Source organism: Rheinheimera sp. F8 (genome assembly GCF_001518915.1).
Genome location: NZ_CP013656.1, coordinates 3,853,622 through 3,869,891, shown reverse-complemented (window position 1 = coordinate 3,869,891; position 16,270 = coordinate 3,853,622). Strand labels below are relative to the sequence as shown.

9 protein-coding genes are annotated in these 16,270 nt (G+C 53.5%); 4 read left to right on the top strand and 5 right to left on the bottom strand.

Features of this window, described 5'->3' with window-relative positions; all coding sequences use genetic code 11:
- Positions 1-79: 79 nt before the first annotated feature.
- The 3 genes from ATY27_RS17220 to ATY27_RS17210 form a co-directional block, all read right to left on the bottom strand.
- The gene (locus ATY27_RS17220) at positions 80-1,219 is read right to left on the bottom strand and encodes a GGDEF domain-containing protein (protein WP_208931827.1); all 1,140 of its coding nucleotides are present in this window, start codon (positions 1,217-1,219) and stop codon (positions 80-82) included.
- 314 nt (positions 1,220-1,533) lie between these two features.
- A complete protein-coding gene (locus tag ATY27_RS17215) occupies positions 1,534-3,123 on the bottom strand; it encodes an esterase-like activity of phytase family protein (RefSeq protein WP_208931826.1) in 1,590 nt (529 codons plus the stop codon).
- A gap of 158 nt (positions 3,124-3,281) precedes the next feature.
- Positions 3,282-4,178 carry a LysR family transcriptional regulator gene (locus ATY27_RS17210; RefSeq protein ID WP_208931825.1) on the bottom strand — a complete coding sequence of 299 codons (897 nt, stop codon included), beginning with the start codon at positions 4,176-4,178 and terminating at the stop codon, positions 3,282-3,284.
- Positions 4,179-4,351: 173 nt separating this feature from the next.
- Between ATY27_RS17210 and hutH the strand changes: the two genes are divergently transcribed.
- The 3 genes from hutH (at position 4,352) to ATY27_RS17195 (ending at position 9,029) form a co-directional block, all read left to right on the top strand.
- Positions 4,352-5,872, top strand: coding sequence for a histidine ammonia-lyase (gene hutH, locus ATY27_RS17205; protein ID WP_208931824.1), 1,521 nt, complete (start codon positions 4,352-4,354; stop codon positions 5,870-5,872).
- Positions 5,873-5,897: 25 nt separating this feature from the next.
- Complete coding sequence (locus tag ATY27_RS17200) at positions 5,898-7,898, top strand: urocanate hydratase (protein WP_208931823.1); 2,001 nt, start codon at positions 5,898-5,900, stop codon at positions 7,896-7,898.
- A gap of 381 nt (positions 7,899-8,279) precedes the next feature.
- Complete coding sequence (locus ATY27_RS17195) at positions 8,280-9,029, top strand: SDR family oxidoreductase (RefSeq protein ID WP_208931822.1); 750 nt, start codon at positions 8,280-8,282, stop codon at positions 9,027-9,029.
- A 40-nt stretch (positions 9,030-9,069) separates the two neighbouring features.
- Here the strand turns inward: ATY27_RS17195 and ATY27_RS17190 are convergent, their stop codons facing one another.
- A complete protein-coding gene (locus ATY27_RS17190) occupies positions 9,070-9,984 on the bottom strand; it encodes a LysR family transcriptional regulator (RefSeq protein WP_208931821.1) in 915 nt (304 codons plus the stop codon).
- 128 nt (positions 9,985-10,112) lie between these two features.
- Here ATY27_RS17190 and ATY27_RS17185 point away from each other — a divergent pair, with 128 nt between their 5' ends.
- Positions 10,113-10,880, top strand: a complete 768-nt coding sequence (locus ATY27_RS17185; RefSeq protein ID WP_208931820.1) for an SDR family oxidoreductase — start codon at positions 10,113-10,115, stop codon at positions 10,878-10,880.
- A 128-nt stretch (positions 10,881-11,008) separates the two neighbouring features.
- Here the strand turns inward: ATY27_RS17185 and ATY27_RS20030 are convergent, their stop codons facing one another.
- Positions 11,009-16,168, bottom strand: a complete 5,160-nt coding sequence (locus ATY27_RS20030) for a S8 family serine peptidase (protein WP_279614566.1) — start codon at positions 16,166-16,168, stop codon at positions 11,009-11,011.
- Positions 16,169-16,270: the final 102 nt, after the last annotated feature.

The following is a 16,270-nucleotide window of genomic DNA, read 5'->3' as shown; positions in this document are numbered from 1 at the left end:
TTGATGGAGTGTCCGACCTATTGTTGTTTGCATTGCGCTAGCGGTGGGGCATTTTCGGCAACAGCCATCCCATACCCATTCAACTGGTTACCAGCCGATTGCGACCTTGTTTTTTAGCCAGGTACAGCAGTTGGTCGGCCTGTTGAACGGCTTGGGTCAGATCGTGTTGGCCGACCGGGCACAGGCCAAAACTCGCGGTGATTTGCAGTGCAGTCCCATTAAAATTCAGCGCGGTGGCGGCGACCTGCCGGCACAGCCGTTCTGTGATCTGTTGTGCGGCACTGATGTCAGTCTGACGCAGCAGGATCAGAAACTCTTCGCCACCCATTCGGATCACGGCATCAGCAGGGCGTATTGCATGCTGCAGCAATACTGCAAATTGTTGGATCACATAATCACCGGCGTCGTGGCCATAGGTGTCGTTGATGCGTTTAAAGTGGTCGAGATCTGCCATCAGCACGCAGTCGGCAGCCTGTGGCTGCAGTTGCGGCAGAATTTTCCGGTTATACACACCGGTTAATGCATCCGTCTGGCCTTCGTGGCGGATCTTTTCGGTCAGGTCGTAGTGAAAAATTGAATTTATCGCGCTGGTCAACAGAATGCCGTTGAGTAAGATAAACATCAGCAGACGGGTCGAAGTTGGGATCCCAGGCGCTGTCAGAGGCACCATCAGCAGATTGGTCAGCAACAGATTTAGTAACAGCAGCAACAAACTAAGCCGCAGATATTGGTCGCCGCGGTGCCGGGGTTGGACTGTCGCTTTGGCGGGCAGATAACTCAGCCGTAGCGCCAACCCGAGCAACAGCGTACAAAGGGTAGGGATCAGCAGATTACGCAATAAAAAGTTATCAAGCAGTGCGAGAACCAGCATGCTGCACAAAGCCAGCAACGCGGCGTAATGCCAGGTACGGATGCCAATAGCACTGTACTGATAGCGGGTCGCGACAGCCACCAAAATGCAAAAGTAACTGCTGCAGTAGGTCAGGTTCGCGAACAAAATTGACACGGGTCGTAGTGCCGGCCAATTGGCACTGAACAACTGCAGCGAACCAATCGCAAATGCCAGCGCCCAGCCCACCAGTGCCAGACGAAAATAACGCAATGCCCGTTTTTGCTGCATAGTAGCCGGTGCAGGAAGTTGGAAGGCGCTATGGGCCAACAGCACAGTACAAGCGGTACCGATAGCGTTTAACATCAATAACAGATTGCTGTCCTGCATGCGTATTCCTTTACGTCTCGTCCGCTCCATGCGGTGAAGTAACCAGTGTTGCAAAGTAGTGGTGTTGTTGCAAGCCTGCATACCCGGCACCAGCGATGCTGGCGAAGTGGCAATAGCGAACATCAGAAAAGCGAGTGGTGGCATTATGTACGGCGTGTGACGCCCAGCGGGCTGACGCTTGCACGAACCTTGTATGTTGAACCTAGGTTCTAACCAGAACAGGTAGTGACCGGCATGCATGGCCTTGCCGCAAATAGTCAGAAGCAGCATCAGCGCCACAGTGGGGGCTGATGCTGCCGGAGTAGCAGTGGCTGTTACGGATTTAAATCCAGTTTTTCCATGATATACAAAGTATTACCGTCGATTTTACTGTTCGCCGGGTCCAGGTACTTTTGCTCCAGTTTGTTGTTATTGACCCAGGTGGTAAAGTCGTCGTCGTTAATCACGCCAAGGCGTTGCCCGTCAATACGCCACAGGCCTTCCATTTTGTCGTGTGGGTAGTTCACCGCAGCGACCATATCGACCAGCAGTTTTTTGCTGGCCGGCACAATACCGGCGGCAGTCAGGCCGTCCCAGCCTTTGCTGATCACCAGCTGCTCGAGGCTTTGGCCAGCGACAGTCAGACCCAGAGTGGCGTGCTGAACCAAATCGACAGTCGGCACGACTTGTTCAAGATCAGTCGCTTTGCTCAAATCTACTTTGTAGACATGTTTCATCGCGCCGGGTTTTTTCTCCTGAAATTCGCCGTCACGCTCGAGGATCAGCAGGCTGGTGGCGCTGAGCGCTATCACCGCTGAGTTCGAGTTTTGTTTAATTTCTTGCTTGTACAGATACTGTTTGATTTTGCCGCTGGCCAGTTCAATAAATACAATCCGCGTCAGGTCGCTGTTGTGCGTCGCGCTGCTTGGATTGCCCAGCGCCGATTGCATAATGCCAACCAGAAACTTCTCATCCGGCGTAATGCTTAAGCCTTCCATGCCGCGGTTGGCGCGACGTTTGGCAAATTCTGCCGGTAAGGTGTATTGGTTGCGGCTGTCGCTGGCAAACGGATTGATCCGGCCCAGCTCAATGCCTTGTGCCGAATAATGCACAATGTGCGGACCATATTCGTCGCTGACCCAAAAGCTGCCGTCTTTCATCGCCACCAGGCCTTCCGGATCGAGGCCATAAGTGTCGAGTAAAAACGGGTTGGTCTGCGCATCATAAGGTTTGCTGAGATCCTGCCGTGCGACAGAACCATCAGCCAGATATGGAATTTCATTGGTGGCGCCAAGGCCAGCCGGGTTTGGCAGACCAGTGATTAATTTGGCATCCGGCCGTTTTAATAAAATGCTTTGCAGCTGGCGGATGGCGCCGGATGGCAGAATTTCAAATAAGCCAATGCGGGGTGTGTAATCGGGAACCGGGAACATTTTGCCGGCGCCGAGGCTGCCGGTGTAGTCGGCATTGGGGCCACGGTCGGTCAGCGCATAAAACTGCAGCGGTTTGCTGGGGTGGCCGGTTAAGTCAGAGCCAAAACCGCCGTTGCGGATCTCAAAATTGCTGCCGGGTAAAGCGCCGTTGGCTAAATCGTTGCGCAGCACTGTATACGGTAAACGCTCGCCGGCGGTGGCGTAGTTGCTGGCCTGACACAAATAGCTGGTCTGCGTGATTTCACTGTCTTCCAGTACATTGTTATTGTTTTTATCAAGGCCGCTATCCAGCCGCTTCCCGCCCAGTAAACACTCGGCATGGGCCATTGGCACCGCACTTTGTTTCAGCAGACTGTTCAGGCCATTATTGCCATTGGCACCGTTACCGCCGTTTTGACCGTCTTTACCATTTTGGCCGTCATCACCATCCAGACTGCAACCACCAAGCAACAAAGCAACCGCCATGCCGCCGACCAGCGTACTGATTTTCATATCATTCCTTATTAAGCTGCCACTGAGAAAAGCAACAGGCTATTGAGCCAACATGACAGTTAACTGACGAAGGGATGACCACTGTGTGAAAGCCTGAATGGTGTTGAGGATTGTCAGTTCGGCAACGCCACTGGCTTAGAGTTGAAAAGTGGCGCTATTCACTCCAAATGACATGCTTTGATCACCTCAATCGTCGCCTGTGCCAGCGGCGATGCGCTGTTGCTTTTTGACGTGATCAGCATCACCGGGATTTGGTAGTGGTAGCGCTCGGGCAGGATGGCTTTAAACAGGCCTTTGTCGACCCAGTAGCTGGCGTAATGCTCGGGTAAATAGCCGATAAACTGGCCGGATAAAATCAGATGGGCAATCCCTTCGTCATGATAGGCGCTGGCGCTGTTCTGGTAGTTCAGGCCGTCGTTGCGGCTTTCTTTGTCACGCAGGTAGTTGCTGGTGACCACTTCGGCCTGCGCTAATAACTTGCTGATTTCTTTCGTGTCGCAGTCAAATAACGGATGGCCTTTGCCGCAATACAGGAAGTTGGTTTCATTGTGTAGCGGCACATAATCGAGGCCGCGAATATGGTGGCGGGAGACGCCGATACCAACCGGCGAGCGGCCGTTTGCCACTGAGGTTTCCACTTCACGCGCTTCACAGACATAAATATCAAACTGCAGATTATCGCTTTTGGCTTTGAGCTGGGCGATCGCCTGCGCTACACCGCAGCGCGGGTCGCTGACCAAGGTATCAATAATGGCGATAGTGACGCGGCCGGCCAGCTGATGTCTGGAGCCGGCGACGGTGCTGGCAAAAGTCTCGCATTGCTGCAGTAGTTCCAGTGACGCCTGATAGGTGATACGGCCGGCATCGGTCAGCTCAAAACCACTGCGGCCGCGTTTACACAGCTTCAAGCCCAGCCGGATCTCTAAGTCCGACAAATGCGTACTGATAGTCGAGCGACCGATATTTAACCGCGACTCGGCGGCAGACAATCCGCCGCATTCAACGATAGTGACAAATATACGCAACAAGCGTAAATCGACGTCTTGAACCTGCATCAGACAGTGGCCTTTTGGGGTTGGTTTTAGTTCGACAAAACCGGAATGAGTTACGATTATTATGTATTTATAAAACATCAGTGGCAAGCTAGCATGCGTTCATCAATCCTTTGTCAGGCCTTTAGATTTAGGTGCGCCTGACACAGCAGACAGACATGAATAAGGAGTCACAGATGGCGTTTAAATACGGGATAGACCGGTTGGATTTAGCGACGGTTAATGGCATTGCCGATGGCACTATCAAAGCTGAGCTGTGTGCTGAAGCGATCGCCCGCGTCCAGCAAAGCCGCAGCAATGTTGAAGTGATGGCGGCCTCCAACAAAGCCATCTATGGCATTAATACCGGTTTTGGCCCTTTGTGTGACACACAAATTTCCCCAGCCGAAACTGCACTGTTACAGAAGAATCTGCTGATCACCCATGCGGTCGGCGTCGGTGAAGCCATCGCCAAGCCAATTTCAAAATTAATGCTGATCACCAAAGTGCATGCGCTGTGTCAGGGTTACTCCGGCATTCGGCTCGAAGTGATCGAACGGATGCTGAAGTTTGTTGAGCTGGATTTGATCCCCGTCGTGCCGGAGCAAGGCTCGGTCGGTGCGTCTGGTGACTTAGCGCCGCTGTCGCATCTGTTTCTGCCACTGATTGGCGAAGGTGAATTCTGGCCGTCTGGTGTTACATCAGGCAAAGAGGCGATCCCGGCGATTGAAGCGTTGCGTCAGCATGGCTTAGAGCCGCTGGAACTGCAGGCAAAAGAAGGCCTGGCGCTGATTAACGGGACCCAGTTTATTCTGTCGCACGGCATCACTGCGCTGACCAAAATGCAGTATTTGCTCGACCTGGCCGATGTGGCCGGTGCAATGAGCATCGAAGGTATGCAGGGTAGTGGTTCACCGTTTCGACCGGAACTGCATGAGATCCGGCCTTTTGCCGGCAATATCGAAGTGGCCGCGCGGATGCGCCGTTTATTCAAAGACTCTCAGAATATGGCATCACACACGGGTTGCGCCCGCGTGCAGGACCCGTATTCGCTGCGTTGTATCCCGCAGGTGCACGGCGCGTCGCGCAACGCTTTTTACCATTTAAAAGAGCTGGTTGAGATTGAGATGAACTCAGTCACCGACAACCCGATCATCATCAGCGCGGAAGAAGCACTGTCCGGTGGTGGTTTCCACGGTCAGCCACTGGCGATGGTGCTGGACTACACCTCAATTGCCGCGGCTGAACTTGGCAATATCTCCGATCGCCGCTGTTATCTGCTGCTCGAAGGCCTGCATGGTTTACCACGCCTGCTGACCAAAGCCGGTGGCCTCAATTCCGGCCTGATGATCCCGCAATACACCACGGCGGCACTGGTCACCGAAAACAAATCGTTGTGTTTTCCGCCATCGGCCGACAGCGTGCCGACCTCGATGGGGCAGGAAGATCACGTGTCGATGGGCAGTATTTCCGGTCGCAAACTGAATCAAATCCTTGGCAATCTGGAGAAGATCCTGGCGATTGAACTGATGTATGCCGCTCAGGCCATTGAGTTCCGCCGGCCGAACACCTGTTCAGATTTAATTGAACAAAATCATGCGATTATCCGCGATAAAGTGACCAAGCTGGAAGAAGATCGCCTGTTAAAACCGGATATCGACGCGATGATCAAGCTGGTAAAAACCCAAGCGTTGACCGTCAACTTTTCGCTGAATTAAGCTGATTTTCTTAAAGGACAGCAGAATGAATTTTCAGGATCAGATTAAACAAGGTATTCCGGCCACGCTGCCGGCAGTGAAGCCGTACCCGTCGGATGCCAACCGGGCGCCGAAGCGCAAAGACATCTTAACCAAAGCGGAAAAACAGCTGGCGGTGCGTAATGCGCTGCGCTATTTCCCAAAGGCCTGGCACGCCGAGCTGGCGCTGGAATTTGCCCGCGAACTGAATGACTTCGGCCGGATTTATATGTACCGCTTTAAGCCGGACTATGCCATCAAAGCGCGGCCGATCAGCGATTACCCGGCGCAATGCCAACAAGCTGCCGCCATTATGCTGATGATCGATAACAACTTAGATCCAGCAGTAGCGCAGCATCCGGAAGAGCTGATCACCTACGGCGGCAATGGCGCTGTGTTTCAGAACTGGGCGCAATATCGCTTAACAATGAAATACTTAAGTGAAATGGCTGAAGACCAGACGCTGCATATGTACTCCGGCCACCCGATGGGGCTGTTCCCATCGTCGGTCGAAGCACCGCGCGTAGTCGTGACCAACGGCATGATGATCCCGAATTATTCCAAACCGGATGACTGGGAACGTTTTAATGCGTTAGGCGTGACGCAATACGGCCAGATGACCGCCGGCTCTTTTATGTACATTGGCCCACAGGGCATTGTGCATGGCACCACCATCACGGTGATGAACGCATTTCGTAAAGTGCTGCAAAAAGGCGATACACCACACGGCAAGATTTTCCTCACCGCTGGTTTAGGCGGCATGAGCGGCGCGCAGCCCAAAGCCGGCAATATCGCCAATTGCATCACAGTGTGCGCGGAAGTGAATCCAAAAGCGGCGACCAAACGGCATCAGCAGGGTTGGGTCGATGAACTGATCGACAACATGCCTGCACTGATCGCCCGCGTGAAACAAGCACAAGCGCAACAAGAAGTGGTGTCGATTGCCTATATTGGTAATGTGGTTGATGTGTGGGAAGCCTTTGATGCCGAAGATATTTTCGTGCACTTAGGTTCAGATCAGACGTCCTTGCATAACCCATGGTCGGGTGGTTATTACCCGGTTGGTATTTCGTATGACGAATCGAATCGTTTAATTCGCGAAGAGCCGGAATTATTCCACGCCAAGGTGCAGGACACGCTGAAACGCCACGCTGCCATCGTCAATAAACACACCGCCAAAGGCACTTATTTCTTTGACTATGGCAATGCGTTTTTGCTGGAAGCCTCGCGCGCCGGTGGTGACGTGATGGCGCAAAACGGCATCGATTTTAAATATCCGTCTTATGTGCAGGATATTTTGGGGCCGATGTGTTTTGACTATGGTTTTGGCCCGTTCCGCTGGGTCTGTGCCTCTGGCAAAGCGGAAGACTTGGATAAAACCGATGCGATTGCCGCAGAAGTGCTCAAGCGTTTGATGTTAGAAGCGCCGGAAGACATTCAGCAGCAGATGCAGGACAACATCACCTGGATTTTAGACGCCAAGCAAAACAAGCTGGTGGTTGGCTCGCAGGCGCGGATTTTATATGCCGACGCTGAAGGCCGCGCTGAAATCGCCGCCGCCTTTAACGCCGCCATTGCGCGTGGTGAGATTGGCCCTGTGGTATTAGGCCGTGACCATCACGACGTCAGCGGCACCGATTCGCCGTTCCGCGAAACCTCCAACATCTATGACGGCAGCCGTTTTACCGCCGACATGGCCATTCACAACGTGATTGGCGACAGCTTCCGTGGCGCGACCTGGGTGTCGATCCACAACGGTGGCGGCGTCGGTTGGGGCGAAGTGATGAACGGCGGTTTTGGCATGTTGCTGGACGGCTCGGCCGAAGCAGATCGCCGCCTGAAATCGATGTTGTTTTTTGACGTCAACAACGGCATCGCACGACGCAGCTGGGCGCGTAACAGCGAGGCCGATTTTGCCATCAAACGCGAAATGGCCCGCACGCCAAAGCTGCAGGTCACGCTGGCGAATCGCGTCGACGACGAGATTTTGGACCAGTTGCCGTTTTGAGGTGATAGTGTTGCCGATACTTGGTTGACGATGTACGGCGGCGCTTTGCTTGCCGGTACCTACGATCTTCTGTAACTGGTGGGTACGGCGGCGCTTTGCTTGCCGCTACCTACGATCTTCTGTAACTGGTGGGTACGGCGGCGCTTTGCTTGCCGCTACCCTCCGACCGTCGCGCCTTCCTGACAACCACTGCCTGCAACACGGCAGTGGTTTGTTTTCATCGTTCATAAAAGCTGAAGCCATTATCAACATTCACCCCTTTGTTTGATTTTTCCTGATCTCATATCTTGTGTTCACGGCAAGCGCCGGAAGAAATCAACCGGCTGTCAGTGCGCCATATCGCCGCTGTCAGCCAAGCCAAATCACAAGAGGAATGTTTTTATGAATCGTTTCACCAACAAAACAGTATTAGTCACCGGCGGTAACAGTGGTATTGGTCTGGCTACCGCAATTCAATATGCCAAAGAAGGGGCTCGGGTGGTGATCACCGGGCGCGATCAGGCCACATTAGATCAGGCGAAAGCGCTGATTGGCGCTGATACGATTGCGCTGCAAAATGACCAGGGTGACATCCGTGCTGCTGCGGAACTGGCGCGGATTTTAGCTGCGCAGGAGATCCGGCTGGACGCGATCTTTATCAATGCCGGTGTGGCGAAGTTTGCTGCCTTTGCTGATATCGACGAAGCTTTGTGGGACCAGACCTTTAACGTCAATGTTAAAGGTGCGTATTTTACTATCCAGGCGCTGACGCCATTGCTGAATCGTGGTGCGGCCATTGTGCTGAACGGTTCTATCAATGCGCATATCGGCATGCCGTCATCTTCGGTCTATGCCGCCAGCAAAGCGGCGCTGATCTCGCTGGCTAAAACCTTGTCGGCAGAATTATTGCCAGTGGGCGTGCGGGTCAATGTGGTGAGCCCAGGCCCGGTGACCACACCATTGTATGGTCGCCTTGGCATGGAAAGCGCGCAGCTGGAACAAATGGCGGCAGCCATTCAGGCGCAGATCCCGCTGCAACGTTTTGGTACGCCGGAAGAACTGGCCAGTGCGGTGTTGTTCCTGTCGTCGGCGGATTCTGCCTTTGTGGTCGGCACTGAGTTGATTGTTGATGGTGGCATGAGCCAGCTGTAACGCAGGCGTTTAACTGGTACAAAGCCTAAAACAGCACCGTTTAAAGTGCTGTTTTAGGCTTTTCCCATGGCGGCGTGCCGGCAAAGACTTCGACTAAATAATCAATCAGTACCCGCACTTTGACGCTCAGATGGCGGCGGCTCGGATACATCGCCAGCACATCAATATCCGGCAGTTCATAACCCGGTAACAGCGGCACTAAGGCGCCGGACGCGATATCAGGCCCAATCAAAAAACTGGGTTGCCAGATAATTCCGGCGCCGGCTAGCGCCATCGCTCTGGCGGTATCACCGTTATTCGTGTGAATTTTTCCCCTGACTTTGACCTGATGCGCTTTACCGGCGCTGTCGGTGAAATGCCATTCATCGCCGGAGTAGAGATAAGTAATACATTGATGCTCGCGCAAATCGGCCGGTGTTTGTGGCGTGCCGAATTGTTTCAGGTATGCCGCAGAGGCACAGAGGATATTGTGCGAGCTGGCTAGTTTGCGTGCGGCATGATTAACCGAGCCACTTCGTGAAATGCGGATCACCAAATCATAACCTTCTTCGACAATATCCACGACGCGGTCAATCAAGGTGATATCCAGCTCCAGTTCCGGATAACGCCGGCTGAACTCCGGCCACAATGGCGCCAGATGCAAAATGCCAAAGCTCAGCGGTGCATTGATGCGCAGACGCCCTCTGGGCTGCACTGCAGCAGACGACACCAGCGCTTCGGTTTCGGCCACTTCGGACAGAATGGTTTTACAGCGTTCGAATAACGCCTCGCCACTTTCAGTTAACGATAACTTACGTGAGCTGCGATTCAGCAGCCGACAGCCTAAATAGCTTTCCAAATCATTGATATAACGGGTGACATTGGCCGGTGAGGTGTCGAGCAAATCCGAAGCTTTGCTGAAGCTACCTTTGTTGACCACCGTCATAAATATCTCGTACGCCCTGAGCCTGTCCATCACCACTCCTGAGATTCATAAAAGCTGAATAATAGCTACATATTTGCCGTCTGTTTCACTGAATTGCAAATCAATATGATGTCCAGCAACGAAGCATCGGGCTTCGTCCAGCAAATTACGAGGATGCAATGATGAAAAAATTAACCGGTAAAGTCGCCATTGTCACAGGCGCCAGTTCTGGCATTGGCCGGGCCACGGCGTTGTTGTTCGCACAAGAAGGCGCACGCGTGGTGGTTGGTGCCCGGCGCCAGGTGGAGTTAGACAGTCTGGTCGCACAGATTAAAGCTGCTGGTGGTGACGCCATCGCGCTGGCGGGGGACGTTGTGTCAGAAGTCTATGCCAAAGCGCTGGTGGAGTTAGCGCTGCAGCAATATGGCCGGCTCGACATTGCTTTTAATAATGCCGGCATTTTAGGCGAAATGGGACCAAGCCCTGAAGTTTCGGCGCAGGGGTTCAACGATGCCTTACAAACCAATCTGACCAGCGCTTTTTTAGGTGCCAAATACCAGCTGCCAGTGATGGCACACCAAGGCGGCGGCTCGATTATTTTTACCTCGACTTTTGTCGGTTACAGTTTTGCTTTCCCCGGCGTGGCGGCCTATGCAGCCAGCAAAGCCGGACTGATTGGTTTAACTCAGGCATTGGCCACTGAATTTGGCCCGCAACAGGTCCGGGTCAATGCGATATTGCCAGGCGCTGTGGATACGCCGATGTATCGTCAGATGAATGACAGTGCCGAAGCCCAGGCTTATATCGCCAACCTGCACGCGTTAAAACGGGTCGCCACACCGGAAGAACTGGCGCGGTCGGTGTTGTATCTGGCATCTGACGATTCGTCGTTTGTCACCGGCACTGCCTCGCTGGTTGATGGTGGCGCGTCGATCAGCAGAAGTTGAGTGGTGTGGCAGGTCAGGGCACTTGCATTGGCGGTCGGGTTTCAACATCAACCTTGCTGATGAATTGGTTAAAAAAAAACGGCCGGGATATCCCGGCCGCTTGGCTTCCAGATCACTTTGCCATCACATTATCTGCTGCGGCGTAATAATCCTAATAACAGCAAGCTCCACCAGCCAAAGCTGCCGCCTGACGAGGATTTGGCAGGTTCCGGTGTCGTCGTCACCGGCGCCGCAGCGACCGTGACTGTGACTGTTGCTGTGCTTTGTGCTTTGCCATCAGACACTGTCACAGTGAACACATGACTGCCCGCACTCAGACCTGTCACTGTTGCTTTCGCAGCGTTGGCATTGGCAATAGTGCCCGGGCCACTCCAGCTGTACGTCAGTGTGTCGCCGTCTGCATCTTTCGAGCTGCTGGCATCCAGGGTTACAGCGTCCCCGGCCGTCGCTGACAAGGTGTTTTGCGCGACTGCTGCGACTGGTGCATCGTCAGCGGCCGTGACCGTCAGTTTAAAGCTGGTACTGACTTTGTCAGACGGATGCTCGTTATCAGTGACCGTGACTGTCACTGTTGTCGTTCCGCTGAAATCTTTCGCCGGTTTGACGTTGATCAGTGAACCTGAGGTATGACCTTGCACTGTGGCACTGATGTTGTCACCAGTGACACTGATGGTATTTGCCACATTGTTGTCATCAGAATAAACCACCTGCAGACCTTTCAGCTCGGTGTCTTCAGCGATGCTGAGATCACTCAGTTCACCCAGTTTCAGATTGCCACGGATATCGAGCGGCTGAACTAACGTGTCTGACGCCTGGCCATCACGGGTCACTTCCACTTGGACCGGTTGTACTGTGCCTGTGGCAGCATTATTCACCCGAACCTGGAAACTCAGCTGGAATGCCGAAGTCTCAGGACCCTGATAGTCGTAACAGGTGACCAGACCATCCGTTACTTTATCGCGCAGATCATCCAGCGCAAACTGAGTACCGAGGTAGCCGGCGGCCGGACCAAACGACGCGCGGAAACCCTCATAACCCTTCACACCAATGGAGCCGGCGCCCGCTTCGTTGCCAAACTCAATGTTGTCATAGGCCATGACTATTTCATATTGGCCTTCACCGTGGCGGTAATTCAGGTTGTAGATAATTTCAAAGTCATACATGTCGCCACGATCTTGCCAGCTCGACGTGCCGGTTTGTTCATCGTAGACACTATCTGAACTTCTGGCGTTATCCCATTCCATGACCATCTGGCCATCGGCCGTAAAGCCCATGCTCATCCCTGAGGTGTTTTGCGGGTTCCAGATATCGACATTCAGCGGCGTGCGTAACGTTCCCCAATCAATATTGCCATCGATCACTGTGACTCCGCGCCACAATGGTGCGACTAATTGATCAGGAAAACCATCAAACGGCAGGCTGGCATGTTGTGGGAAAAATAATGGCATCTGGTCCAGTTGCAGGTAACCCATCGGACTCAATGTCAGATTGCTGCTGCCGGCATGGTCCAGATTGTTATAAAGCGCAGTTTTGACATCGCCGCCGTAATACCAGCCTAAATCCAGCACTACGTTATCATTCCAGTCGCCGCCAGTTTGCGGATAAAAGCCAAATTGTGCCAGGTCGACATAACCACCTTTGTTGGCCTGACCTAAATCCGGCACCTTACACATGGCATCCGTTTTATTGGTCGTCAGCTTGTAGCTGCGTGGCCAATCCAGTGAGTTTGGTTGTGTGGTGTTCAGACTAAAACCATTCCCTTCCACTTTTAAGTCTTTCTGCAAGGCAGCCGGGACTTTCACTGAACCTGGGATCAACGTCAGATGGGCCGGTAATTTTGATTTCAAAGCCAGGCTGCGATCGTAACCATCCAGGTTTGCCATCACGTCCAGTTGCATGTCGATGATTTGACCTGCCCGGGCAGCCTGTTGCGAAGCGCTCAGCGCGATATCATCGTCACCACGCATCAGCTTTAATGGCACTTTGGCAATATTGGCTGGTTGCGTGCTGCTGGAGCCGATATTCAACATGCTGTAATACACTTCGCCGGTCGCAGATTGCGGCAGTTTCCAGTTCAGCAGTAAATCTGATTTTGTCAGGCCATCGGTCTGCGCCGGACCTGTCAGCGTCAGCGTATTGCCTGATGTGGCTGGTACTATGGCGGTCGCGACCTGATAGCTGTCGATTATGCGCTGGCTCGAATCGTGGATAAAGTTGTGCACCACGACCCAGTACTTGCCTGCAGCCGGATTATTGATATTGCAATAGTCGGTGACTTCTTCAGAAATTGACATACAAATAGCTTCAGTATCCCATTGCGGGATGCCGTCGCCGTTCAGGTCCATCCCGATAAAGACATCGGCGTCACCAGCGTTCCACAGCTGTTTTTTATCGGCAGTGGTGTCAGTCCGTTTCAGCACTTCAACAATTAAACGGGCAGTATTGGCCGGTACGTCCAGCAGGGTTACATCTTCGGCATCACTGATCACATGATCACAGGCAAAACCACAGAAATCAGTATCCTGCGGTAAGGTCACCTGACGTACTTCACCTTTGACCGGCGCCGCTGCGCTGTAAGTCGCGGATTTCAGCTCCGGCAGTGCCCAGTCGTTGACCTGATGGCGGCCTTCGCCCCGGTTCATCGTGACCTGCAGTTTTTCCGGCAGTACGCCATGGTTGTATTTCACGGCCACCGGCAAATACACGGCTGGCGTATTCGGTTGTTGCGGTACCAGGCGGACTGACCCATGGATTTCCTGCTCGGAATTGTGTGAATTTGACTGGCTGTCGAGGATCTTCGCTTCGAACATTACCGATATTTTCTGGCCTTTTTTCAGTGAAAAACGGGCCGGTGTGGCTTTCAGTTCAAAGGACACTTCACCGGTGGCGCTTTCAACCGACCAGTCACCATCCTGGGTCGCTTCAAAAGTACGGATCCAGCTGCAGGTTTCGCTGCAATTCATATTGACCAGTTCCGGCATATTCAGCTGGCGCACGGCACCACCATTTGCCGGATCTGCCGCGGCAAAGTTCTGCACGGTTTCGTGCATCAGCAAACCACTGTTGATGGCGCGTTGAACATCAATGCGGCCGGAACCTGCACGGTAAATACCCGCAGGCTCAGCGTCAGACCATTCAAATGGTTTATAACGTAAAGTCTGGACTGAAGTCATCTGCAGCGCATTTTGTACTTCAGAAGGCGACCAGTCCGGGTGGGCCTGACGGACCAGAGCCATGGCACCCGCCACATGCGGCGATGCCATTGATGTGCCGCTCATTGTGGTGAAATCGCTGGCGTTTGGTGCCGCTGTAAATGGTTGATCATCGGCGTTGGCGGCGAAAATATTGACACCAGGTGCAGCGATCATTGGGATCAAATGTTCAGTCACATAGGTGCTTGGACCGCGTGATGAAAAATTCGCCAGCATATCGGCATGCTGTGGATCTTGTTGTCTGGCAATGGTTGCGGCTGTAATTGTCGCCTTGTGGTCCGTGCCTGTGGCCAGCCAGGTCAGCAATTGCGAGCCGGCATTGGTATCAATATGGATACCTGGTAACGGGTAGACATCGTTAAAGGTCATGCCATCGGCAGAACTGCTGTCCCAGGATGTGTTGTACAGCACAAAACCAGCTGCACCACCAGCCAGCACATTGCCTGCTTTTGCCACGCGGGCATTTTCACCGCGCTCACAAACCACGATTTCGCCCTGGCTGAATGTTCCGGCCGGGAACGGTTCCAGACACTTCGCATCACCAAAATTAGCTGCCAGCACGACAGGTCCGCTGACTTCGCCGGAAATACTGGCGCCTGTGATGGTTTCTGGCAGTTGTTCACCACCGCTGAATCCAGTCAGGGTTTTACCGCTAATGGCGATGATCCGATCATGTGAGGACGCGGCAACGTTCATCAGCCACGGTGAGCTATGGTCAATCTGCCCCATGATTTCGCCATTGCCGTCTGTGCCGGAGTTACCTGCTGCGGCTGCCACAGTGACGCCTGCGTCATGAGCGGCCAGAAAAGCTTGTTCCAGCGCTGATTCCCAAGGTGAATCTTCAGAGCCGCCAATCGAGAAGTTAATGACATCGACGCCGGCTTTGACTGCATCTTCCACTGCGGCAATTAACACATCGCCCGGGCAACCGGCATAGGGGTCGCCTGAACTGCCTGGCCAGCAGACCTGAAATGCCACCACGTTGGCGTGCGGGGCTACGCCGGAGATCTGACTAAAACGGAAGCCGGTATCGACGCCGTCACCCACTGCGCCGGAGTTGCCCTGCAACGGTACATCGGTTAATACGTTGCCTGCAGCGGTACTGGCGACATGAGAGCCATGGCCGTTGTAGTCTTCACCAAAGGCGGGACGAATAGCGATATTCGGTTCGTAATGTGGCTTCGCCGGGTCCTGGAATTCAGTTGCTTTGTAGGCATCGGTAATTTGTTTATAGCTGAACACGCCGATTAATTTGTCATTACAGCGGTCGGCAAACTGATTGTTGGCACAATCCCCCAGATATTGACCTGCACCTAATGGGTTTATCACCTGATAACCATCGGCACCAACGGGCTGGAAGCTGGCATGATCGGTGTTAATACCGGTATCGAGGATGCCAACGACGACCCCTTCACCTTGCAACGCTTTGTTTGCAACCGTCTGGCCTGTCCAGACTTTATCCGCTTTAATCAGGGCCGGACCGGCGTCTGTCGCCAGCTGATACACTTTCACCCGGCTGATGCGTTTCACCGCGCCGAGCTCCGCCAGTTTCAGCGCTTCCTGCTGTGTCATGCGGGTACTGAAGCCGTTGATCACTGTTGTGTACTGCTGAGCAATATCTAAAGGACGCCCCAGCAATGCTGCACTTTGCTGGAACACATCGGCTTGCAGTTGTTCCACCTGGTAAGCCGCCGCAACAACTGCCGGCGCCTGCAGCTGACTGCCTTTCAGTGACTGTGTCTGTTCGCCCTGCGCGACTGCCTGGCGTTGGCTGCTGGCCAGGACAGTGTCACCAAACAGTTCGACTATATATTGCTGTTCGCCGGTTAATCCGGCCTCTGGCTGAAATTTATCGGCCGGCGTACGACGGGCGATGGTCAGGTTCTGACCGTTGTTCTGACGGACATCCAGTTGGCGGGCTTTCGCACCGCGTTGTAGTTGTGATCGCGCCTCGGCACTTGGAACGGCCATAGGTTGCAGCAGTGGACCCGCCGACGCAGCCTGTGCTGCGCTGAGGCCAATACTGGCGGACGATAATGCTGCGAGTACAGCGACTGAGACAGAATGTAGTTTCACAATTCCTCCGGGAACTTGGTGCTGGTTTTTTAGTTATGGTGACGCCCGGAAAGACTTGTTTATACAGCGCAGTACTGAGGTAAAACTGTACGAAAGTGTACA

Excerpts from the sequence above, each read along its gene's own strand:
- ATY27_RS17190 (WP_208931821.1), bottom strand. The coding sequence starts at position 9,984 with ATGGACAGGCTCAGGGCGTACGAGATATTTATGACGGTGGTCAACAAA.
- ATY27_RS17220 (WP_208931827.1), bottom strand. The coding sequence starts at position 1,219 with ATGCAGGACAGCAATCTGTTATTGATGTTAAACGCTATCGGTACCGCT.
- ATY27_RS17195 (WP_208931822.1), top strand. The coding sequence starts at position 8,280 with ATGAATCGTTTCACCAACAAAACAGTATTAGTCACCGGCGGTAACAGT.
- ATY27_RS17215 (WP_208931826.1), bottom strand. The coding sequence starts at position 3,123 with ATGAAAATCAGTACGCTGGTCGGCGGCATGGCGGTTGCTTTGTTGCTT.
- ATY27_RS17185 (WP_208931820.1), top strand. The coding sequence starts at position 10,113 with ATGATGAAAAAATTAACCGGTAAAGTCGCCATTGTCACAGGCGCCAGT.
- ATY27_RS17210 (WP_208931825.1), bottom strand. The coding sequence starts at position 4,178 with ATGCAGGTTCAAGACGTCGATTTACGCTTGTTGCGTATATTTGTCACT.
- ATY27_RS17200 (WP_208931823.1), top strand. The coding sequence starts at position 5,898 with ATGAATTTTCAGGATCAGATTAAACAAGGTATTCCGGCCACGCTGCCG.
- hutH (WP_208931824.1), top strand. The coding sequence starts at position 4,352 with ATGGCGTTTAAATACGGGATAGACCGGTTGGATTTAGCGACGGTTAAT.